At 59.2% G+C, this 20,623-nt stretch carries 17 protein-coding genes and 1 tRNA gene; 7 read left to right on the top strand and 11 right to left on the bottom strand.

Going from position 1 to position 20,623, the window contains the following annotated elements:
• Positions 1-103 precede the first annotated feature (103 nt).
• The 3 genes from pstA to tadA all read right to left on the bottom strand — a co-directional run bounded on the left by pstA (position 104) and on the right by tadA (position 4,767).
• Positions 104-1,753 carry a phosphate ABC transporter permease PstA gene (gene pstA / locus AB5Y99_RS16765; protein WP_368210212.1) on the bottom strand — a complete coding sequence of 550 codons (1,650 nt, stop codon included), beginning with the start codon at positions 1,751-1,753 and terminating at the stop codon, positions 104-106.
• A gap of 32 nt (positions 1,754-1,785) precedes the next feature.
• The gene (locus AB5Y99_RS16760; RefSeq protein ID WP_201906323.1) at positions 1,786-4,023 is read right to left on the bottom strand and encodes an ABC transporter permease subunit; all 2,238 of its coding nucleotides are present in this window, start codon (positions 4,021-4,023) and stop codon (positions 1,786-1,788) included.
• Positions 4,024-4,227: 204 nt separating this feature from the next.
• Complete coding sequence (gene tadA, locus AB5Y99_RS16755; protein WP_158111110.1) at positions 4,228-4,767, bottom strand: tRNA adenosine(34) deaminase TadA; 540 nt, start codon at positions 4,765-4,767, stop codon at positions 4,228-4,230.
• 255 nt (positions 4,768-5,022) lie between these two features.
• Here tadA and AB5Y99_RS16750 point away from each other — a divergent pair.
• From AB5Y99_RS16750 to aceA, 4 genes are all read left to right on the top strand, one after another.
• Positions 5,023-5,099: transfer RNA gene (locus AB5Y99_RS16750), tRNA-Pro, on the top strand.
• Between the two features lie 223 nt (positions 5,100-5,322).
• On the top strand, positions 5,323-5,463 hold the full coding sequence (locus AB5Y99_RS16745; RefSeq protein WP_005334106.1) for a hypothetical protein: 141 nt from the start codon (positions 5,323-5,325) through the stop codon (positions 5,461-5,463).
• A gap of 687 nt (positions 5,464-6,150) precedes the next feature.
• Positions 6,151-7,758, top strand: a complete 1,608-nt coding sequence (gene aceB / locus AB5Y99_RS16740) for a malate synthase A (protein WP_164537138.1) — start codon at positions 6,151-6,153, stop codon at positions 7,756-7,758.
• 73 nt (positions 7,759-7,831) lie between these two features.
• A complete protein-coding gene (gene aceA, locus AB5Y99_RS16735; RefSeq protein WP_088869417.1) occupies positions 7,832-9,145 on the top strand; it encodes an isocitrate lyase in 1,314 nt (437 codons plus the stop codon).
• 106 nt (positions 9,146-9,251) lie between these two features.
• Here aceA and hda read toward each other — a convergent pair whose 3' ends face one another.
• From hda to upp, 3 genes are all read right to left on the bottom strand, one after another.
• On the bottom strand, positions 9,252-9,953 hold the full coding sequence (hda, locus tag AB5Y99_RS16730) for a DnaA inactivator Hda (RefSeq protein WP_013723920.1): 702 nt from the start codon (positions 9,951-9,953) through the stop codon (positions 9,252-9,254).
• 102 nt (positions 9,954-10,055) lie between these two features.
• Positions 10,056-11,075, bottom strand: coding sequence for a DUF2066 domain-containing protein (locus tag AB5Y99_RS16725; protein ID WP_058056056.1), 1,020 nt, complete (start codon positions 11,073-11,075; stop codon positions 10,056-10,058).
• A gap of 149 nt (positions 11,076-11,224) precedes the next feature.
• Positions 11,225-11,851 carry a uracil phosphoribosyltransferase gene (upp, locus tag AB5Y99_RS16720; RefSeq protein ID WP_005334115.1) on the bottom strand — a complete coding sequence of 209 codons (627 nt, stop codon included), beginning with the start codon at positions 11,849-11,851 and terminating at the stop codon, positions 11,225-11,227.
• A gap of 176 nt (positions 11,852-12,027) precedes the next feature.
• On the opposite strand from upp, the gene purM reads away from it, so the two are divergent.
• Both purM and purN read left to right on the top strand, forming a co-directional pair.
• Complete coding sequence (purM, locus tag AB5Y99_RS16715) at positions 12,028-13,065, top strand: phosphoribosylformylglycinamidine cyclo-ligase (protein WP_042052927.1); 1,038 nt, start codon at positions 12,028-12,030, stop codon at positions 13,063-13,065.
• A 32-nt stretch (positions 13,066-13,097) separates the two neighbouring features.
• Positions 13,098-13,736, top strand: coding sequence for a phosphoribosylglycinamide formyltransferase (purN, locus tag AB5Y99_RS16710; protein WP_368210209.1), 639 nt, complete (start codon positions 13,098-13,100; stop codon positions 13,734-13,736).
• A gap of 178 nt (positions 13,737-13,914) precedes the next feature.
• On the opposite strand, the gene AB5Y99_RS16705 is transcribed toward purN, so the two are convergent.
• The 5 genes from AB5Y99_RS16705 to AB5Y99_RS16685 form a co-directional block, all read right to left on the bottom strand.
• A complete protein-coding gene (locus tag AB5Y99_RS16705) occupies positions 13,915-14,676 on the bottom strand; it encodes a Nif3-like dinuclear metal center hexameric protein (RefSeq protein WP_368210207.1) in 762 nt (253 codons plus the stop codon).
• 141 nt (positions 14,677-14,817) lie between these two features.
• Positions 14,818-16,161 carry a sigma-54 dependent transcriptional regulator gene (locus tag AB5Y99_RS16700; RefSeq protein ID WP_019446699.1) on the bottom strand — a complete coding sequence of 448 codons (1,344 nt, stop codon included), beginning with the start codon at positions 16,159-16,161 and terminating at the stop codon, positions 14,818-14,820.
• Complete coding sequence (locus AB5Y99_RS16695) at positions 16,158-17,192, bottom strand: PAS domain-containing sensor histidine kinase (protein WP_139400613.1); 1,035 nt, start codon at positions 17,190-17,192, stop codon at positions 16,158-16,160. The genes AB5Y99_RS16700 and AB5Y99_RS16695 overlap by 4 nt, the downstream gene beginning before the upstream one ends.
• A gap of 106 nt (positions 17,193-17,298) precedes the next feature.
• A complete protein-coding gene (locus AB5Y99_RS16690) occupies positions 17,299-18,720 on the bottom strand; it encodes a sigma-54 dependent transcriptional regulator (protein WP_167558042.1) in 1,422 nt (473 codons plus the stop codon).
• A 268-nt stretch (positions 18,721-18,988) separates the two neighbouring features.
• Complete coding sequence (locus tag AB5Y99_RS16685; protein ID WP_139730537.1) at positions 18,989-19,867, bottom strand: DUF2726 domain-containing protein; 879 nt, start codon at positions 19,865-19,867, stop codon at positions 18,989-18,991.
• 197 nt (positions 19,868-20,064) lie between these two features.
• Here AB5Y99_RS16685 and AB5Y99_RS16680 point away from each other — a divergent pair, with 197 nt between their 5' ends.
• Positions 20,065-20,580 (top strand): glycine cleavage system protein R, encoded by a 516-nt coding sequence (locus AB5Y99_RS16680; protein ID WP_047437655.1) that lies wholly within the window; start codon positions 20,065-20,067, stop codon positions 20,578-20,580.
• The last annotated feature ends 43 nt before the right edge of the window (positions 20,581-20,623 follow it).

Below are 20,623 nucleotides of genomic sequence, written 5' to 3'. Positions count from 1 at the left end.
GGACAGCTGCCGGCGCCCCTCACGTATTGGTGCAGAGAGATGGCGGCTCGCGCTCGGCCGCCCCTCTGTTATCTCACTCTTGTATCACTCAAGCGGCGCCGGATTAATGCTCCAGCGACCGGAATTTCTCGCGCAAGTGGTTACGAATACCGATAGCGGTCAGGTTCAGACCCACGATCACCGTCACCAGCAGGAAGGAGGTGGCGTAGACCAGCGGGCGGGCCGCCTCGACGTTGGGGCTCTGGAAGCCGACGTCATAGATGTGGAAGCCCAGGTGCATGAACTTGCGCTCCACATGCAGATACGGGAAGTTGCCATCCATCGGCAGGGTCGGTGCCAGTTTTACCACCCCCACCAGCATCAGCGGCGCCACTTCACCGGCTGCACGGGCAATCGCCAGAATAAGGCCGGTCATGATGGCCGGACTCGCCATCGGCAGCACGATGCGCCAGAGGGTTTCGGCCTGAGTCGCGCCCAGTGCCAACGAGCCCTGACGGATGGTGCTCGGGATCCGCGCCAGCCCCTCTTCGGTGGAGACAATCACCACCGGCAGGGTCAGGATAGCCAGGGTCAGCGCCGACCAGATCACACCAGGTGAACCAAAGGTCGGGCTCGGCAGCGCTTCCGGGTAGAAGAGGCGGTCGATGCTGCCCCCCAGGGTGTAAACGAAGAAGCCCAGACCAAACACGCCGTAGACGATGGAAGGCACGCCCGCCAGGTTGATCACCGCAATGCGGATGATCTTGGTCAGACTGTTCTTGCCCGCGTATTCGTGCAGGTAGACTGCCGCCACCACCCCCAGCGGAGTCACGATGATCGCCATCAGGAACACCATGAACACGGTGCCGAAGATGGCCGGGAACACCCCGCCCTCGGTGTTGGCTTCACGGGGATCGTCAGAGACGAACTTGCCGATCTGGTGGAACCAGTGACCCACCTTGGCCAGCAGGCTCATGTCGTTGGGCCATACCACGTCCAGTACCTTGGACATCGGCATGGTCACCAGCTCGCCACGCATATCCTTGACGGTGATGGCGTCGCGGTCCGCTTGGCTACGCAAGGAGAAGAGCTCTTTTTCCAGCACCTGATAGCGATCGTTGAGGGCCTGACGCTCGCTGGCCAGTTCGGCTTTGAGCTGCTCGGTCAGCTTGTCATCCAGCTCGGCCTTGCGCTCTTTCAGGCGCAGCCGCTCCAGTTGATAGTTGATGCTGCCGATGTCCCCTTTTTGCAGATCGTTGGCCTGTTCTGAAAGGGCATTGGCTCGCGCCAGCACCCGCTGCAGGGCAGGATGCAGAGCAGAGGTGAGCTCGCGGCCATCCTCTTTCACCCCGACGATATAGCCATAGAAGTTGCCGTTGGTGGCACGCTCAACCATGGCCAGCTCAGCCGGCTGGCTCTGGGACTTGATGTCCGTCTCCAGCACCCAGCGAAAATCGAGGTCAACAAACTCGCGGTTGCCGGTCTTGACCAGATAGCGGGTCAGCAGCTCGCGCTCTTCCCCTTCCAGCGCCAGACCTGCGGCGCGCAGTCGCTCCACCGGAACCTGCTCGCGATCGTTGATTTCGCCGATCAGTACGCTCTTGTTGCCACTCGCGTCTTCCAGCTGCCACTCATAGATGGGGTGCGGCCAGAAGTAGACCAGACCACGCCAGCCGATCAGCAGCAGCAGACCCAGTACCGCCACCAGACTCAGGCTGACGGCACCGCCGGTCATCCAGATCCAGGGGGCCCCTGATTTAAACCACTTACCCATTGTCGATTCCTTGTCCATTACAGAGTCGCCCCTTACATCGAGCTGTATTTTTCACGCAACCGCTGACGGACAAACTCGGCCAGGGTGTTGAACAAAAAGGTGAACACAAACAGGACGAAGGCCGCGAGGAACAGTACCCGATAGTGGGAGCTGCCCACTTCCGATTCCGGCATCTCCACCGCGATGTTGGCGGCGAGGGTGCGCAGCCCCTGGAACATGGAGAAGTCCATGATGGGGGTGTTGCCAGTGGCCATCAGCACGATCATGGTCTCGCCCACGGCGCGGCCAAGACCCATCATCACCGCAGAGAAGATGCCCGGGCTGGCAGTGAGGATCACCACCCGGCTCAGGGTCTGCCACGGGGTGGCCCCCAGTGCCAGCGAGCCCTGGGTCAGATGCTTGGGCACCGAGAAAACCGCATCTTCAGCAATGGAGAAGATGGTGGGGATGACCGCAAAGCCCATGGCGATACCGACCACCAGCGAGTTGCGCTGGTCAAACTTGATACCCATTTCGTGGGTCAGCCAGATGCGCGAATCGCCGTGCATAAAGGCATTCTCGATGAGCGGGCTCAGGGCGAAGGCCCCCCAGCCAATCAGCAGCAGCACCGGGATCAGCAGGATGGCGTGCCACCCCTCCGGCAGCAAGGACTTGCCGCGCTCCGGCAGATAGTTCCAGAGCAATGCAGTCAGCAACATCCCCATCGGCAGCAATATCAGCAGCAGGATCACCCCGGGCAGCGCCCCCTCGATGATCGGCGCCAGCCACAGACCCGCCAGGAAGCCCAGGATAACGGTCGGCAGCGCCGCCATGATCTCGACCGTCGGCTTGACGTATTTGCGCAGCCCCGCCGACATGAAGTAGGCGGTATAGATGGCACCAGCCACGCCGAGCGGCACAGCAAACACCATGGCGTAGAAAGAGGCTTTCAGCGTACCGAATACCAGCGGCACCAAACTCAGCTTGGCTTCAAAGTCGTTGCTGGCGGAGGTGGATTGCCACACATACTGGGGCTCCGGATACCCTTCATACCACACCTGTTGCCAGAGGGCAGACCAGGTCACTTCGGGGTGCTCGTTCTCCACCGAGAAGAGCTTGAAGGTATTCCCTTGCTGCATCAGCAACAGGTTGTGACGGGGGGAGATGGCCAGGGCAGAGAGTTCGCCCCCTTCCACCGTCTCGGTCAGCAGCTTGGTCTCGCCGGTGGCGTGGAAGAAGCTGATGATGCCGTCCTTGTCGGCACTGATGAAGCCTTTGCGAAAGTGCTCGGGAGTCAGCAGATCTACCGCGCCATCGCCCTTGAAGTCACGAATTTGGGTGAACTGGCGTTTGCCATCCTTTGCCACTTCGAACCACTGGGAGATGACGCCGTTGTCATTACCCACCAGCAGTGAAGAGGCGCCGGAGAGCAGCTGAACCCGGGTCACATTGGCGTTGGGGGCATTGATCTCCAACACGTTGCGCAGGGAGATTTCGCTCAGGTTATGAATGTCATAGACGGAGAGGCGATTGCCCTCGCGCACGAACAGGATCCGCAGATTGGGGGTCAGCAACATCTGATCCACATGGCGCGGCAGGGAGGGAATCGTATAGTTTTCACTGCTCCACTCAATCTCCCCGGAGATGAAGTTCTCCTCACCGCTCATCACCGTCATCACACCACGACCATCTTCGGTCACGGCGGCGGTCGCCATCTTGTCCTTGGTGGCTTCGAACACCATCAGTTGCAGTGCCTTCCCTTGCGGGTCGATCACCACAGGCTCTTCGCCGAAGGGATATTGCAGGCTGGGTTCAATCACCCGCACATCGTTGGGATAGGAGACCTTGAACGCTGGCTGGACGACCTGCGCCTTGCCATCGGCAAAGCCGTAAGCGATCAGCCGCTGGCCCGGTGCCGGGGTCGCTACCGTGGTGATGTCACCAGCAACCTGGGCCTGACCCAGTGACTGGCCGACCTTGATCTTGTCATCTCCCTGCACCGCAAAGAAGTTGACCTGCCCTTTATCGCTGAAGCGATAGCCGATCTCGTTCTGCTCTTCCACGCCGAGCCAGGCGGTCTTCCCTGCGGCAGGCAGGGTAAACGAGGCGGTCGGCTCCATGGAGGCGCCATTGAAGATGGGTTTCACCACATAGAGCAGATAAAAGAAGATAAGCAGCAGCGCCACCAGTACCAGGGCTCCGCCTGTGGTGACGCCATATTTGGCCAATTTATCCTTGATCCGGCGTTTTCTACTGCCCGCCATGACCAGGTTTAACGATTCCGATGACATGCAAGACCTCAATGTAAGCTAGGCTTCGCGGCATTATATGGCGGTTGCATGACAGTTTTGTTACATCGAGAACGCTTTAACAGAGGTTGTTAGCGGAAAAATGGGCGGGGATCCCTTCGAAGGCGGGCGAGCGTAATATATTGTTTATAAAGGGATATTTATGCTGATAATCAGCAAGGGCAGCCTGCGCTGCCCCCGAATGATTCAGGAAAGGGTATCGCTTGATTGTTGCAGAGCCAGTTTGGCCGCCTTTTTCTCGGCGCGGCGGCGCTTGAAGAAGGCCGACAACTGAGCCGAGCAGGCATCGGCCAGCACGCCGCCGGTCAGCTCGACGCTGTGATTGTGGCGCGGGTCCTGCAAGATCTCGAACACCGACCCCGCGGCACCGGTCTTGAGATCTCGGGCGCCGTAAACCACCCGCTTGACCCGGCTATGGATCAGCGCACCGGCACACATACAGCAGGGCTCCAGCGTCACATAAAGAGTGGTGTCGAGCAGGCGGTAGTTCGCCAGCTGCTTTCCCGCCGCCCGGATTGCCATCACCTCGGCATGGGCACAGGCATCGTGTTCGCTGATGGAGCGGTTCCACCCCTCTCCCACCACCTGACCATCCAGCACCAGTACGGCACCGACCGGGATCTCGCCAATCCCTTCGGCCCGGGCAGCCAATGCCATGGCATGGCGCATCCACTGTTCGTCCTGCTCGGTTTGACTCGGTCTCTCTGGGACCTCTGATGGTTTCACGCCCATCCCCTCTTTATATTGTTCAATTGTGCTGTTTACATTCCAGCTATCCATACCTGTCAGATGAATCCATAGATAGCAGGCATGATAGCTTGCAGTGACAGGGCGGCGATTATGCCAAATCTGCACGTCAGACCCAAGCCGCATCCCGACTGAGCAATAAAGAAGCAATCGGCATCTCTATGATAAAAAAGGAGTTGCACCCGTTTGGCCATGCTATTAGACTTCCTCCCCGTCAGCCGAGTCTGACTCCGTCGGTGTGTAGCGCAGCCAGGTAGCGCATCTGCATGGGGTGTAGAGGGTCGGAGGTTCGAATCCTCTCACACCGACCATTTTCCCCGAGAATAGCCCAGTCAAACGACTGGGCTATTTTTTTGCCTCCGATTTATCCTCCTGACAACGCCAGCCTACCAAGAACAAAAAACACTCAGAATCACTTGAATCTTTTTGCCGAACTCATTAAGATGCGCAACTTTCCGCCGGTAGACAACACAGGGAGGTGGAAACACGAGTGAAGGGATCACTGTCCGGCTTGCGTGCAACACAGGACCAGGCATGAACCAGAACACCGATTTCGCACCCGCCATTACGCTTTATTCCGTTCCTCACGACACTCCTTGCCACACCGAAAGCGAAAATGAACAGGTCATCCAGCTGGATGTGATCGATCTTGCCGAACCGGATGATGACTATTGAGCACGGCCAGATGGCCGCTCATCACCAGCACATCGCCTGTTCAACACACTCAGTTTCAGGCCCTTGGCGAGAAATCTGCAAAAAACGACAAACTGCTAATTCTATCAAGGATGGCAGTATTATTGACTGATACGTCTCCCCCTTCCCTCTCCGGCATTCCCCCCGACAACTGATACAAACCTACGTTATTGCGCTTCACTTTCCATTGCTGCAACCGCTGGTGCCAACAGAGCCTGCATCACCACGCCAAGTTTAAAACGCACGTTCACCAACTAGGTCTAGCAATAGCAAAACATTCATTGCCACATTCAAACGCAATTTATACAGCTGTTTTGGCAAAGCCTGGAGTTAGGTCGGGATTTGTTTTTGCATTTGTAATTTTATTACGTAATAAGTTACAAAATGAGGTGCAGGGTAACGGCCCAAATTAGCCGTTGTCCGATGGGAAAAAGCAGGAGCATAACCATCTGCGTAGAGCTTTTACACCAACCAAATAAAGCAATAAAAAACATCAACTTAACCATATCCAAAAAACAGGTGTTTAAAAAAAACTGTTGACGTACTCAACAATATTTCGCACCTTATCAATCGTGTTACCCCGTTGTTGCGGGAACGTTTCAGGAACAGGGATTCGACTTTAGTCGTAGTTAGTAAGTTCAAAATGTAATTCTCAAAGGAGTGAACCTTATGTCGGCACCGGCTCAGACCCACTGCAGCGCCCGCCTTCGCATCCAGGGCGAGATGCAACCCGAATACGCGCAAATTCTGACGCCGGACGCGGTGGCTCTGGTCTCCGAACTGGTGGAACGTTTTGCTCCCCAAAGAGGGGAATTGCTGAAACAACGTGTGGCACGCCAGGCCCGTATCGATGGTGGCGAGCTGCCGGACTTCCTGCCGGAAACCGCCCACATCCGTGAAGGTGACTGGACTATTCGCGGCATTCCCGCCGACCTGCAAGACCGCCGTGTGGAGATCACCGGCCCGGTCGAGCGCAAGATGGTGATCAACGCCCTCAACGCCAACGTCAAGGTGTTTATGGCGGACTTCGAGGACTCACTGGCCCCCGCTTGGAACAAGGTGATCGAGGGTCAAATCAACCTGCGCGATGCGGTCAACGGCACCATCTCTTACACCAGTCCGGAAGGAAAGGCTTATACCCTGAGCACCGATCCGGCCGTCCTCATCTGCCGGGTGCGCGGTCTGCACCTGCCGGAAAAACATGTCACCTTCGATGGCGAGCCCATCCCAGGCGGCCTGTTCGATTTTGCCCTCTACTTCCTGCACAACTATCAGGCGCTGCTGGCCAAAGGCTCCGGCCCCTACTTCTATGTACCCAAGCTGCAGAGCCATCTGGAAGGGCGTTGGTGGAGCGAAGTGTTCGCTTGGACCGAGGACAAGTTCGGCCTGCCCCGTGGCACCATCAAGGCCACCGTGCTGATTGAAACCCTGCCAGCCGTATTCGAGATGGATGAGCTGCTCTATCAGATGAAGGATCACATCGTTGCGCTGAACTGCGGCCGCTGGGACTACATCTTCAGCTATATCAAAACCTTGAAGAACCATCCGGATCGGGTACTGCCTGATCGTCAGGTGGTGACCATGGACAAGCCGTTCCTCTCCGCCTACTCGCGGCTGCTGATCAAGACCTGTCACAAGCGGGGTGCGCTGGCGATGGGTGGCATGGCCGCCTTTATTCCGGCCAAGGACGCTGCCGCCAACGAGCAGGTCTTCGCCAAGGTCAAGGCCGACAAGGAGCGCGAAGCCAACAACGGCCACGACGGTACCTGGGTCGCCCACCCTGGCCTCGCTGATACCGCCATGGCGGTGTTCAACGCCACCATTAAGGCTGGCGCCAAGAACCAGATCGGCGTGCTGCGCGAGCAGGATGCCCCCATCACTGCCGCCGACCTGCTGGCACCCTGTGAGGGCGAGCGCACCGAAGCTGGCATGCGTACAAATATCCGGGTTGCCCTGCAATATCTGGAGGCCTGGATCAACGGCAACGGCTGCGTGCCCATCTACGGTCTGATGGAAGATGCCGCCACCGCCGAGATCTCCCGCACCTCCATCTGGCAGTGGATCCGCCACGGCAAGAGCCTGTCGAACGGCAAGGTGGTGACCAAGGAGCTGTTCCGCCAGATGCTGGCCGAGGAGCTGGAGGTGGTCAAAGCCGAGGTGGGCGCCGCGCGCTGGCAGGCAGGACGCTTTGCCGAGGCAAGCGAACTGATGGAAGAGATCACCTGCGCCGATACCCTGATCGATTTTCTGACGCTGCCCGGTTACGAGCGGCTCTGAATCACGGGCCCCGGGCGGGGCTCGCCAATAACAAGTCAATGGAAACGTGAAATCAATGAAAGAGGGAACTGATATGGCACTGACCCGTGAGCAACAGATCCAGGCTATCGAGAAAGACTGGGCGGAAAACCCCCGCTGGAAAGGGATCAAGCGCGGCTACAGCGCCGAAGATGTGGTGAACCTGCGCGGCAGCTTGCAGCCGGTGCACACCCTGGCTCAGCGCGGTGCCGACAAGCTGTGGGGCCTGATCCACGGCGACGCCAAGAAAGGCTACGTCAACTGCCTCGGCGCCCTGACCGGCGGTCAGGCGGTGCAGCAGGCCAAGGCGGGGATCGAGGCGATCTACCTCTCCGGCTGGCAGGTGGCGGCGGACAACAACTTGTCCTCCACCATGTATCCGGATCAGTCCCTCTACCCGGCCAACTCTGTACCGTCCGTGGTGGAGCGCATCAACAACTCCTTCGCCCGTGCCGACCAGATCCAGTGGGCCAACAAGGTTGGACCGCAGGATGAGGGCTTTATCGACTACTTCCTGCCCATCGTGGCGGATGCGGAAGCCGGTTTCGGCGGTGTGCTTAACGCCTTCGAACTGATGAAGGGGATGATTGAAGCGGGCGCCGCTGGCGTGCACTTCGAAGATCAGCTCGCTTCGGTCAAGAAGTGCGGTCATATGGGTGGCAAGGTGCTGGTACCGACTCAGGAAGCGGTACAGAAACTGGTTGCCGCCCGTCTGGCAGCCGATGTGTGCGGCACCACCACGCTGGTGATCGCCCGTACCGACGCCAACGCCGCTGACCTGTTGACCACCGACGCCGACCCGTACGATGCAGACTTCCTGACTGGCGAGCGCACTGCCGAAGGGTTCTACAAGGTGCGTGCCGGTATCGATCAGGCCATCGCTCGCGGTCTGGCTTACGCCCCCTACGCCGACATGGTGTGGTGTGAAACCGCCAAGCCGGATCTGGACGAAGCGCGTAAATTTGCCGAAGCAATCAAGGCCAAGTTCCCGGACCGCATCCTGGCCTACAACTGCTCCCCGAGCTTCAACTGGAAGAAGAATCTGGACGATGCCACCATCGCCCGCTTCCAGCAGGCGCTCTCCGACATGGGCTACAAGTACCAGTTCATCACCCTCGCGGGTATCCACAACATGTGGTTCCACATGTACGAACTGGCCTACCAGTACGCCCGTGGCGAAGGGATGAAGCACTACGTCGAGATGGTGCAGGAGCCGGAATTTGCCGCCGCCAGCCGTGGCTACACCTTCGTGGCACACCAGCAGGAGGTCGGTACCGGTTACTTCGACAAGGTGACCACTGTCATTCAGGGTGGCCAATCCTCGGTCACCGCGCTGACCGGCTCCACCGAAGAAGATCAGTTCCACTAATAAGAGAGCTGCCTTGAAATAGCAAAACCCCGGCCTGAAGCCGGGGTTTCTTTTTATCTGTAATTCAAACGAAAGTCAGGCGCACAACCGCACACAGTCGAGAGGCTCAGAGCTCGAGGATCTCTTTGACAAAGGGGATGGTCAGCTTGCGCTTGGCGCGAAATGAGGCGTTGTCGAGCTGATTGAGAGTGGTGAGCAGGGTTCGCATATCGCGGGAGAGTCGGTTGAGCAGGAAGCGGCCCACATCGATGGGCAATTTGAAGCCCCGCAGCTCGGCACGCAGCTGCAGGGCACTGAGCTTGCCTTCGTCATCCAGTTCTTCGAGATGGAAACTCACCCCCCAATCAAGGCGCGAGGCGAGATCCGGCAGTTGCAGCCCCAGTTTGCGCGGTGCGCTGCAGCCGGTGACCACCAGCGTCCCCTCGCCCTTCTCCTGCCAGCGGTTGTAGAAATCGAACAGCGCCCGCTCCCACACGGCATTGCCGGCGATCGCCTCAAGGCTGTCGAGACAGACCAGCGGCAAGCTTTCGAGGGCATCGAGCATGCTGGGATCGAGCTGTTCAAATTGATCGAGGGAGAGATAGGCCGCCGCCGCATCGCGGGCGTTGACCTCGGCACAGGTGGCGTGGAGCAGATGAGAGCGTCCGGATCCCTTGGCTCCCCAGAAATAGAGGAAAGGCGATCCCTGACCAATGGCCGCGTTCTTGAGGGCGGTGATCAGATGAGCATTGTTGCCGGGATAAAAACTGACGAAGGTTTCATCATCCGGTAGTTGTACGGCTAAAGACAGTTGGGCCGGTTGCTTCACTCGTTGGGCTTTGACTGTGACATTTGTGGCTAAGTGTATCATCGCAAAGGCAGATAGAGAACCGCCCGGACAAGCCGGGCGGTCTACAAAAGCCTTATAAAATCAGGGCTGCGACCATTGGTAACGCAAACCGCTGCCATTATCGTCAACCTTGCGCAAACGACTCTCGAGCTGCAGTGCCCGCACCAGTTCGGCCTGATCCCCTTGCAGAGTAAAGTTGAAGGTGACCTGGTCCCCCTCCAGCTTGCCGATCGCCACCTTGCTGACGTTGGCCATCCCCTGCAGCATCTTCTGCACGGCGATCATGCTGTCCACTTCGGAGAGGCCATCTACCACCAGGGTCTGGCTGGTTGCCGGACCAGAAATACGGGCACCGTAGTTTTTCACCAGCCAGGCCGCCAGGGTATCGGCAAACCCTTGCGCCACTTCGGCCTGAGTGCCGGTGCTATTGCCACGGGTCAGCTCTGCCACTTCACCGGCCGCTTTGGGGCCGTAGAGTCCCCAATCGATGCTCCACTTGTCACCTTCCGGTGTCAGCTTGCCCAGCACCACCATCTCGGCGCCATAGCGCTGGCTTGCCTGCAAAATCGGGTCGGCAAAGCGTCCCCAGACGTCGGTGGCACTGACCGCCATGTTGTCATCGAGATCCATCAGCGGAATGCTGATGGGTAGCCCCAGCGTCTGGGCCTGCTCGCGCAAGGCTTGCGCCCAACCATCGCTGGATTGATCCGCCAGCAGGCGACGCTCCCCCTGATCCACCACCAGCCAGATCGCCATCTGGGGACGCGCCGGGCCAAGCAGGGCAAACTGGCTCTCGGAGACCAGGCTGTTGACCTTGTCACTCTTGAACTCGGCTTTCAGATACTTGACGGAGTCCTGATCCTGATAACCATAGCTTTTGACATAGTCGCCCGGGGCCGCCAGCGCCTTGACCACCACCGGCTGGGTGAGGATGTCACGCTTGCCGGTCACCTTGATCAGCACCTGACCCAGTGCCTGCCCCTGAGCGGCCACCATGTCACCACTGGTCGGGGCCTTGCCCTGATAGAGGTCGGTCACCTGAGCGGCCGAGGCCATGAATGACAAGCCGCAGCAGAGGGCGGTCACAACACGTTTGAACATGAACAGAGTCTCGAAATGGGAGAGTGTGCTTATGGTAGCGGCAAGGCGCATCCTGCGGCAAGGCTGGCACAAGCGGCCACAAACAGCAGAGCCGGCGATGCGCCGGCTCCGATCACCCCTTCCACATGGGAAGCAGGTCAAGGCATAACTTATTTGGTACCGAAGATCTTGTCGCCTGCATCGCCCAGACCCGGCACGATGTAGCCTTTCTCGTTCAGCCCCTGGTCGACAGAAGCGCAGTAGAGCTCTACGTCAGGGTGAGCGGCTTCCAGCGCCTTGATCCCTTCCGGCGCGGCAACCAGTACCAGCACCTTGATGGATTGGCAGCCTTTCTTCTTCAGCAGATCGATGGTGGCGATCATGGAACCACCGGTGGCCAGCATCGGATCGATGACCAGCGCCAGACGCTCTTCGATGTTGCTGACGATCTTCTCGAAATAGGGAACCGGTTGCAGGGTCTCTTCATCGCGGTAGATACCGACCACGCTGACGCGGGCGCTCGGCATGTGCTCCAGCACGCCATCCATCATGCCAAGACCGGCACGCAGGATGGGTACGACGGTTACCTTCTTGCCTTTGATCTGGTCAACTTCTACTGGCCCATTCCAGCCATCGATGATAACCTTCTCGGTTTCGAAGTCAGAGGTCGCTTCATAGGTCAACAAACTGCCCACTTCTTTGGCCAGTTCACGGAAACGCTTGGTGCTGATATCGCCTTCACGCATCAGACCGATCTTGTGTTTGACCAGGGGGTGTTTGACTTCAACGACTTTCATTATTATCTCCTCTAACCTGCCGCAAAAAAATCGCGGAATCATACAACAAAAGCTACCGCTTGTAGAGCATTTCCGCGCAAAAACGCGCAAACGATTTCCTTTCTGGTTTTTCACCGCCACTGTTAGAATACGCCCCGAATTTTACCCTCCACTTCTTTACATGACGGGGAATACTCGTGACTGACAAAACCTCACTGAGCTACAAGGATGCTGGCGTAGATATCGATGCCGGCAATGCACTGGTTGAACGTATCAAGGGCGTGTCAAAGCGCACTCGTCGTCCTGAAGTCCTTGGTGGTCTTGGCGGCTTTGGGGCCTTGTGTCAAATCCCTGCGGGCTACAAGGAGCCGGTACTGGTCTCCGGTACCGATGGTGTGGGCACCAAGCTGCGGCTGGCCATCGACCTGAAGAAGCACGACACCGTGGGCATCGATCTGGTGGCCATGTGCGTCAATGACCTGATCGTACAGGGCGCCGAGCCGCTGTTCTTCCTCGACTACTATGCAACCGGCAAGCTGGACGTGGACACCGCGGCCGCGGTGGTCACCGGGATCGGTGCCGGTTGCGAGCAGTCAGGCTGTGCCCTGGTGGGCGGCGAGACTGCCGAGATGCCGGGTATGTATGAAGGGGAAGACTACGACATCGCCGGTTTCTGCGTCGGTGTGGTGGAGAAGAGCGAAATCATCGACGGCAGCAAGGTCGGTGAAGGGGATGCCCTGATCGCCCTGGCCGCCAGCGGCCCTCACTCCAACGGCTTCTCCCTGATCCGTAAAATTCTGGAAGTCTCCAAAGCAGACGTGCATCAGCCGCTGGGGGACACCACCCTGGCCAACGCCCTGCTGGAGCCGACCCGCATCTATGTGAAACCTGTGCTCAAGCTCATCAAGGAGTGCGAGATCCACGCCCTCTCCCACATCACCGGCGGTGGCTTCTGGGAGAACATCCCCCGCGTATTGCCTGCCAATACTCAAGCAGTGATCGACGAGCAGAGCTGGCAGTGGCCGGCGGTGTTCAGCTGGCTGCAGCAGGCTGGCAACGTCACCCGTCACGAGATGTATCGCACCTTCAACTGCGGTGTCGGCATGATCATCGCCCTGCCCGCCAACCAGCTGGAGAAGGCGCTGACCCTGCTCAAGGCGGAAGGCGAGAACGCATGGCACATCGGTCATATCGCCAAGGCAGCAGACGGTGAGGAGCAGGTCGTCATTCAATGACTGGCCGGATCAACAGCCAAATGACCTCCCCTATGAAACGCATCCTGGTGCTAATCTCAGGCAGCGGCAGCAACCTGCAGGCGATCCTCGACCACTGCGCCAGCGGCAAGATCGCCGGTGAGGTGGTCGGCGTTATCAGCAACAAGGCCGATGCCTATGGTCTGGTTCGCGCCAAAGATGCGGGGGTGGCGACCTCCATTCTGGCCCAGCAGCAGTTTGCCAACCGGGAGGAGTATGACGCCGCCCTGCTGGCGCTGATGGTAGACTATCAGCCTGACCTGGTGGTGCTGGCAGGGTTTATGCGGATATTGAGTGGCGATCTGGTGCGCCATTTCGCCGGGCGAATGATCAATATCCACCCCTCCCTGCTGCCCAAGTATCAGGGCTTGCACACTCACCAGCGCGCCATAGATGCCGGTGACAGTGAACACGGCGCCAGCGTCCACTTCGTCACCGAAGAGTTGGACGGGGGCCCGGTGATCCTGCAGGCCCGCGTGCCCATCTTTGAAGGGGACACGGCGGACGAGGTAGCGGCACGAGTACAGGCGCAGGAACACAGCATCTACCCGCTGGTGGTACGCTGGTTCTGCGAAGGCAGGCTGCAGATGGTAGATGGCGCCGTGCAACTGGATGGCGCCCTGCTGGGCCCCGCTGGTTACGCCTGCGAGTAAGCAGACGTCTTGTCGAAATGTGAAAAAGGAGGCCGATGGCCTCCTTTTTATTTCCTGAATTTTCCCACCACAGGCACAGGCTTAAACCTGTTCACGACCTGCAGCGAGAAACCGTCAACAAGGTGAAGAGCAGCACATGAGCCTTGATCACGGTTTCGTAGCCAGATCGTGGACAGGTTTAGACCGGATTGTCGATATCGATAAAGGTCACATCCAGCCCATGCACAGTCGCCAGCCACTCCCCCAGCGCCTTGACGCCGTAACGCTCGGTGGCGTGATGGCCAGCGGCGTAGAAGTGCATCCCCATCTCGCGGGCGGTGTGAATGGTCTGCTCTGAGGCTTCACCGGAGATAAAGGCATCGATGCCCTGCTCCGCCGCCAGATTGATGTAGCTCTGACCGCCACCGGTGCACCAGGCCACGGAACGGATAAGCTCGGGGCCTGTATCGCCACAATAGAGTGGTTCACGGCCAAGGCGCGCGGCAATCAATTTGGCAAAGTCGGCGCCGCTCATCGGCTCTTCCAGCTTGCCCACCATGGCGACGCTCTTGCTGTTCCATGGCTCCAGACCGCGGCGTACCTTGATGTCGAGCAGCTTGGCTAGCTGGGCGTTGTTACCCACCTCGGGATGGACATCCAGCGGCAAATGGTAGGCAAACAGGTTGATATCGTGGGTCAGCAGGGTCTTGAGCCGACGCTGCTTCATGCCGGTGATCTGGGCCGGTTCACCGCTCCAGAAGTAGCCGTGATGGACCAGAATGGCATCGGCTTCGGCAGCCACCGACGCGTCGATAAGCGCCTGACTGGCGGTGACACCGGTCACCACCTTGCGAATGCGCTCGCGCCCCTCCACTTGCAAGCCGTTGGGGCAGTAATCCTTGATGGCGTGCGGTTCGAGCAGATGGTTCAGTACGGTTTCGAGTTTTCGATGAGAGATCATAGGGGTCCCTTATTAAGGCTCGGTCCCCTGCTTTACCAATAAAAACAGGGCCCAGGCTCAAAGCGCCAAGGGCCCCATGATAATCGAGCCGGGCCGTCAAGACCATGACAGCCCCCACACAGTGCGGTTTCCCTCCCGGCCTCAGGCTGGCAGGTCGATCCCCGCCTCCCGCATCTGGGCCAGCTTGTAGCGCAGGGTGCGCGGGCTGATGCCGAGCCGATCGGCCACCGCCTTGCGGCTGCCGTTACAATCTTGCAGGGTGTCGAGGATGATCTGGTGCTCCTGCTGCTTGAGCTCGCTGCCGAGGCGATCGCCGCCATAGCTGCGCTCCACGCTGACAAACTCCATCTCCTGCTCATCCAGCTCCTCCAGAATGAGGTGGTCACAATCAATGACCCCGTCGGGGCTGAGGATCAGGGCGCGCTGAACCACGTTGTCCAGCTCCCGCACGTTGCCGGGCCAGGGGTGAGCCAGCAGCCGTTCCCGCGAGGCATCCGTCAACTGTGGTGTCGGCAGCCCCTGCTGACTGGCATGAAGTGCCAGCAGGTGCTCCGCTAGCGGCAGAATATCACCGGGCCGCTCGCACAGGGCAGACCAGCGCAGCGGAAAAACGTTGAGACGATAGTAGAGATCTTCGCGAAACAGGCCATCCTGCACCGCTTTTTTCAAATCCCGGTTGCTGGTGGCGATGACCCGTACATCCAACGGGATCATCTTGCGACTGCCGAGCCGCTCCACCTCTTTCTCCTGCAGTACCCGCAGCAATTTGGCTTGCAGCCCCTGATCCATCTCGGTGATCTCGTCAAGCAGCAGGGTGCCCCCCTGCGCCTGCTCGAACTTGCCCGGGCACCCCTGCACCGCACCGGTGAAGGCGCCCTTCTCGTAGCCAAACAGGGTAGCCTCCAGCATGTTTTCCGGAATGGCGGCGCAGTTGATGGCGACGAAGGGCTGCTCAGCGCGGCTGGAGTTGTCATGAATGTAACGGGCCAGCACCTCTTTACCCGTCCCGCTCGGGCCGGTCACCATCACGGTCGCTTCGCTTCTGGCCACCCGGGTCGCCAGCTGGAACAACTCGGCAGTTTTGGGGTCCCCGTAAACCACGGCACGTTTTTCCACCTTCTGAGCCGGCACATAGCGGCTGACCTGATTGAGCAGCACCTCCGGCGAAAAGGGCTTGGCCAGATAGTCGATGGCCCCTTCGCGCATGGCGCGCACCGCGCCATCGATATTGGCGTAGGCGGTCATCAGCAGCACAGGTATCTGCGGATATTGCTGGCGGATGGTAGCCAGCAGGGTGAGGCCGTCCATCCCCCCCATCTGGATATCGGAGATCACCATGTCAAACGGCTGACGGGAGAGGGTCAGCAGAGCCCGTTCGCCGCTGTCCGCTTCACGGCACTCATAACCGCCGAGCAAAAGGGTATCCACCAGCGCTTCGCGCAGGCCATTGTCATCTTCAACTACCAGGATCCTGGCCTGTGTCATGCTACACCTCCAAGCTGCACCGGTTGCTGGTGCAGGGGGAACGACAGAGTAAAGCAGGTGCCTTCACCGGGAACCGAGGCCACACCGACCTCCCCCTGATGGGCACGCACTACAGATTGCACCACCGCCAGCCCGAGACCAGTGCCCTGGGAGCGAGTGGTAAAGAAGGGTTCGAATACCTGACCGAGCTGATGGGAAGGGATCCCCTTGCCATTATCGATGACCCGCATCTCCACCCGGGTACCACTGCGCACCGCGCTGACCAGCAGCGAGGTAGCCCCTGCCTGTTGGGCATTGGCAATCAGATTGTTGATGGCCCCCGCCAGCGCACTGCTGTTGGCCAGCAGACAGAGATCGGGCTCCGGCGCCTCCATGTGCAGCTCGCAGCCCTGCTGCTGGCAGAAGGCCTCGGCTCCGGCCTGCACTTCGGCCAGCAGCCCTTGTACCGAGATGGGGGTGACCACCTGATTGTCGCCATTGCGGGCGAACAGCAGGATGTCGTTGATCTGCTTCTCCAGATCCTGCAAACGGGCCATCAGCTTTTGCTGAAACTGAGTGCGAGATTCCGGCTTGAGGGTGCGGTTGGCCAGATTGGCGGCATAGAGCATGGCAGCGGAGAGCGGTGTGCGGATCTGGTGGGCGAGCGAGGCCGCCATATTGCCGAGCGCCGACAGTCGCTTCATGTGGTTGATGCGGTCTTGCAGTTTACGGGTTTCGGTCAGGTCATTGATAAAGACCAGCTGGCCGGGCTGATCCGGCAGCGGTTGGGTCGAGAGCTGGACCCGGCGCCCGTCACGCAGGGAGATCTCGTGGCCATCATCCTCGCGCGGCTCGAAGCAGCGCGCAATGATGTGGCGCCAGAGCTCCCCTTCCAACGGCTCCCCCAGCAGGGAGATGGCCGCCGGATTCGCGCGGGTGACCACCCCAGCCCCGTCAAGCAGCAACACCCCGGTGGGGAGCGCCTTGAAGATGGCATAGAGCTGACTCACTTCGTGGGACTGGAGTGGCATGTCCTGCTGCTGGATTGTCATAAACCTGACCTCAAACTGGCTATTGGGTCAGGTTATTCAATTTCCATGCCACTAAATTATATGAATTAAAACAATGAATTGCGCGTTAGCGTCAAGGCTTTGACCCTCAGACGTCCTTGCTCATCCCGTACTTTTTCATCTTCTCCACCAGAGTGGTACGGCGCATGCCGAGCAGATCGGCAGCGCGGGCCACCACCCCGTCCTGAGACTCCAGCGCCTGACGGATCAGCTCCACTTCAAGGTCGGCCAGCATCTCTTTGAGGTTGACCCCCTCCTCCGGCAACTGCATGGTGCGGGCCGAGGCGAGGGAGTGATCCAGCTCGGGCGGATCCTGAAACACCGCCGCCAGCGCATCGCGCTCATCCATCTCGGTCAACCGCTCATCCCGCGGCTCGCTCGGCAGCAGGCGATAACGGCTCGGCAGATCGGCCACATCGACGATCTGGTGCGGGTAGAGGATCAACAGCCGCTCCAGCAGGTTGGAGAGCTCGCGCACGTTGCCGGGCCAGGGGTACTGCATCAGTGACTCCAGCGCCCGCTGGGTCAACCGGATAAAGCCGTGGTGCTGCTCGGCATGGCGGTTGAGCAGCTCCTGCAGCAGCAGCGGGATGTCATCGATGCGATCCCGCAGCGGCGGCGTCTCAATGGGGAAGACGTTGAGGCGGTAGTAGAGATCTTCGCGGAAACCCTGAGTGCGGATCATCGCCTCCAGATCCCGGTGGGTCGCCGCTATGATGCGCACATCGGCCTGAATGGGCTTGCCGCCACCGACCCGGTCGAACAACCGCTCCTGCAACACCCGCAGCAGTTTGACCTGCATCGGCATCGGCATATCGCCGATCTCGTCGAGAAACAGGGTGCCACCCTGAGCCAGCTCGAAGCGACCGCGACGGGCCGCGATGGCGCCGGTAAACGCCCCCTTCTCGTGGCCAAACAGTTCGCTCTCCAGCAATTCGGCCGGAATGGCGCCGCAGTTGATGGGCACGAAGGGACCTTGACTTCGGGAAGAGAGTTCGTGGATAGCGCGAGCCACCACCTCTTTACCTGTGCCGGACTCGCCGAGGATCAGCACGTTGGCATCGGTCTCGGCCACCTGGCTGATGAGGCGGCGTACCTCCTGGATCCCCTTCCCTTTACCCACCAGCAAGCGCAGCAGGGCCTGCCCCTTGTCATGGGTCTGCTGACGGGGATGCAAGGAGACGAACGCCTGACAGAAGTGCAGATGACGGGTGAGGGATTCATAGGTAAAAGGCGAGAGCGCCACCCCGATAAAGTTGCTGTTGGGCAGATCGGCCTCAACCAGCGAGAGGAAGGGGGTACGGGGGAAGGCGGCCAGCAACTCTGACAAGGGACGGTCGGTCAGCTCACCCACCAGCACACCTTGCAACGGGCCGGAGGATTCGATGGCCACATCCAGATCGCTTTGTGCCACCTCCTGCCACGGGATCCCCATAAACGAGAGCACGGTTCCCAACTGTTGGCGCCGCTGCGCATCGGCATCAACAATCAACACGCCCATCTCCACCATATCCATTCCTCGCGATGTCCTGAACTAACTTATTGTTTTATTTAATGATAAAACAGCTACCGACTGTCTTTTTGCTGGCACACAAAGTGCCAAAATTCCGACACATTGTCAAAAATTGTCGTATTCAGGCTAAGTGTATCGACAGAAACGAGAGATTAGATAAATTTTGCCGAGGAATTTTCTGCATTAGCGCCGTTAACAAACGCAGCCAAAAGCGGAAAGAAAACTGCCCTCGTCAGAGGGCAGCATGGGACACGGTGAAGCGCATTCAGTGGCGATTATGGTGGTGCGGCGCCGCGTAACGACACTCGGGAAAACGGCTGCAAGCCAGAAAGAGCCGACCGGCGTGGGGGCCTTTTTTCGCCTCCCGCTCCACCAGCGGCGCATCACAACGAGGGCAGTGGTGTACCTCGTGCTCTTCATCATCCTCCACATCGGCGAACAGGCTATCGACCAGCTCCCCCTCACTCTGTGGCGCCTCCACCATCCCCTTGGCCTGAATGGCGGGCTCATGGAGCGACGCAGGCGAGATCGCCTCGGCATGGGCAGTACGGCCACGCATCCCGGCACCAACATCCACGCCGTCCAGCAGCAGAGGGTTGAACGTCGGCTCGCGGCGCGCCCCGTGCGGCAAATCGTCGATCAATGGTTCACTGGTTTTGACCAGCAGCGGCAGGATCTGTTCGCGCAGCTCTTCCACCAGATAGCTGGCACTTGCCGGGATCTGCAGCAACGGCAGACCGGCGCTGTCGCAGGCGGTTTTCAGAAAGAGATCCCGCGCCTTGCGCTTCTGGTGACGATGGGAGCTGTCATCGAGTTCGATGGCGCAGATAAAGGAGAGATCCGCGGGGTGGCAAAGCAGATAGTCGAAATGCTTGGCGCTGATCTTGTTGAAGTACTGCTGCCATTTGCTTTTGCCGATCCCGGCCTGCGGCGTCAGCACATCGGCCACCCGCACCTTGGCAAAGACCCGGGCCTTGTCACCCACCGCAAGATCCAGCACCCCGAGGAAGGATCGCTCGGCGGGACTGAAAAGGGTCTCCTGCACATCATAGGGCAGGCGCTTTTGCTGTCTGCCTCTGCTCCAGAAGATCGCCAGCACAAGCAGCGCCAGCAACAACAATCCCGATAGGACAAGGGTATTCATGAGAGCACGATCCAGTTCACGACACGAAAGGGGGAATTACTTTACCACAGCCGCCACGGAGCAAGGCAGCAGACCCGTGTATAGAAAGTGAAAAGTCCCGTCTTTTTATCTATTTGTCAGCAGGCGGGGGTTCATATGACCAGTCCCAGCAGGCACAATAGGGATAGAGCAAGAAATCCCATTTCAAGGAGAGCAGGATGCAAAAGCAATTGGTGGTCACCGTGATCGGTGCAGACAAACCCGGGATCGTCGAGAGTCTGGCTGCAGTCATCAGCCGCGAGCAGGGCAACTGGCTGGGCAGCGCCATGAGCGAACTGGCGGGACAGTTTGCCGGTATCCTCCATGTCTCTGTCCCCGATGAGCACTATCGCAGCCTGTGCGAAGCACTGGCCCTACTACCGGGTCTGACCATCAGCTTTGCCGAAGGGACACCTACCGCCGAGCCAGCCCATCAAGTCATGATGACAGTGACCGGCAACGACCGACCCGGCATCGTCCATGAAGTAGCCAGCATCCTGCGCCAGCTCGAGATCAACGTGGCCGATCTCACCACTGGCTGTGAACCGGCTCCCCACTCCGGCGCCCCGCTCTTCTATGCCCATGCGCTGGTTGCCCTGCCCGACGGGCTCGCGATGGATACGCTTATCACCGCGCTGGAATCCCTCTCCGACGATCTGGTGGTCGACATCGACGAAGCGTTCAGCGAGCAGTAACAATACTGTCATTTATTTGTCATATTTTAACGCCATAACTGCC

The sequence above is a fragment of the Aeromonas sp. R4-2 genome (assembly GCF_040908295.1).
GTDB lineage: Bacteria > Pseudomonadota > Gammaproteobacteria > Enterobacterales > Aeromonadaceae > Aeromonas > Aeromonas veronii.
Note: the sequence above shows the minus strand (reverse complement) of the source record. Positions and strands in the feature narration are given on the sequence as shown.

Bases quoted from the DNA above. Each gene is read 5' to 3' on its own strand.
- pstA (WP_368210212.1), bottom strand. From the start codon at position 1,753: ATGGGTAAGTGGTTTAAATCAGGGGCCCCCTGGATCTGGATGACCGGC.
- AB5Y99_RS16760 (WP_201906323.1), bottom strand. From the start codon at position 4,023: ATGTCATCGGAATCGTTAAACCTGGTCATGGCGGGCAGTAGAAAACGC.
- AB5Y99_RS16745 (WP_005334106.1), top strand. From the start codon at position 5,323: ATGAACCAGAACACCGATTTCGCACCCGCCATTACGCTTTATTCCGTT.
- aceB (WP_164537138.1), top strand. From the start codon at position 6,151: ATGTCGGCACCGGCTCAGACCCACTGCAGCGCCCGCCTTCGCATCCAG.
- aceA (WP_088869417.1), top strand. From the start codon at position 7,832: ATGGCACTGACCCGTGAGCAACAGATCCAGGCTATCGAGAAAGACTGG.
- AB5Y99_RS16725 (WP_058056056.1), bottom strand. From the start codon at position 11,075: ATGTTCAAACGTGTTGTGACCGCCCTCTGCTGCGGCTTGTCATTCATG.
- upp (WP_005334115.1), bottom strand. From the start codon at position 11,851: ATGAAAGTCGTTGAAGTCAAACACCCCCTGGTCAAACACAAGATCGGT.
- purN (WP_368210209.1), top strand. From the start codon at position 13,098: ATGAAACGCATCCTGGTGCTAATCTCAGGCAGCGGCAGCAACCTGCAG.
- AB5Y99_RS16705 (WP_368210207.1), bottom strand. From the start codon at position 14,676: ATGATCTCTCATCGAAAACTCGAAACCGTACTGAACCATCTGCTCGAA.
- AB5Y99_RS16700 (WP_019446699.1), bottom strand. From the start codon at position 16,161: ATGACACAGGCCAGGATCCTGGTAGTTGAAGATGACAATGGCCTGCGC.
- AB5Y99_RS16695 (WP_139400613.1), bottom strand. From the start codon at position 17,192: ATGACAATCCAGCAGCAGGACATGCCACTCCAGTCCCACGAAGTGAGT.
- AB5Y99_RS16690 (WP_167558042.1), bottom strand. From the start codon at position 18,720: ATGGTGGAGATGGGCGTGTTGATTGTTGATGCCGATGCGCAGCGGCGC.
- AB5Y99_RS16685 (WP_139730537.1), bottom strand. From the start codon at position 19,867: ATGAATACCCTTGTCCTATCGGGATTGTTGTTGCTGGCGCTGCTTGTG.
- AB5Y99_RS16680 (WP_047437655.1), top strand. From the start codon at position 20,065: ATGCAAAAGCAATTGGTGGTCACCGTGATCGGTGCAGACAAACCCGGG.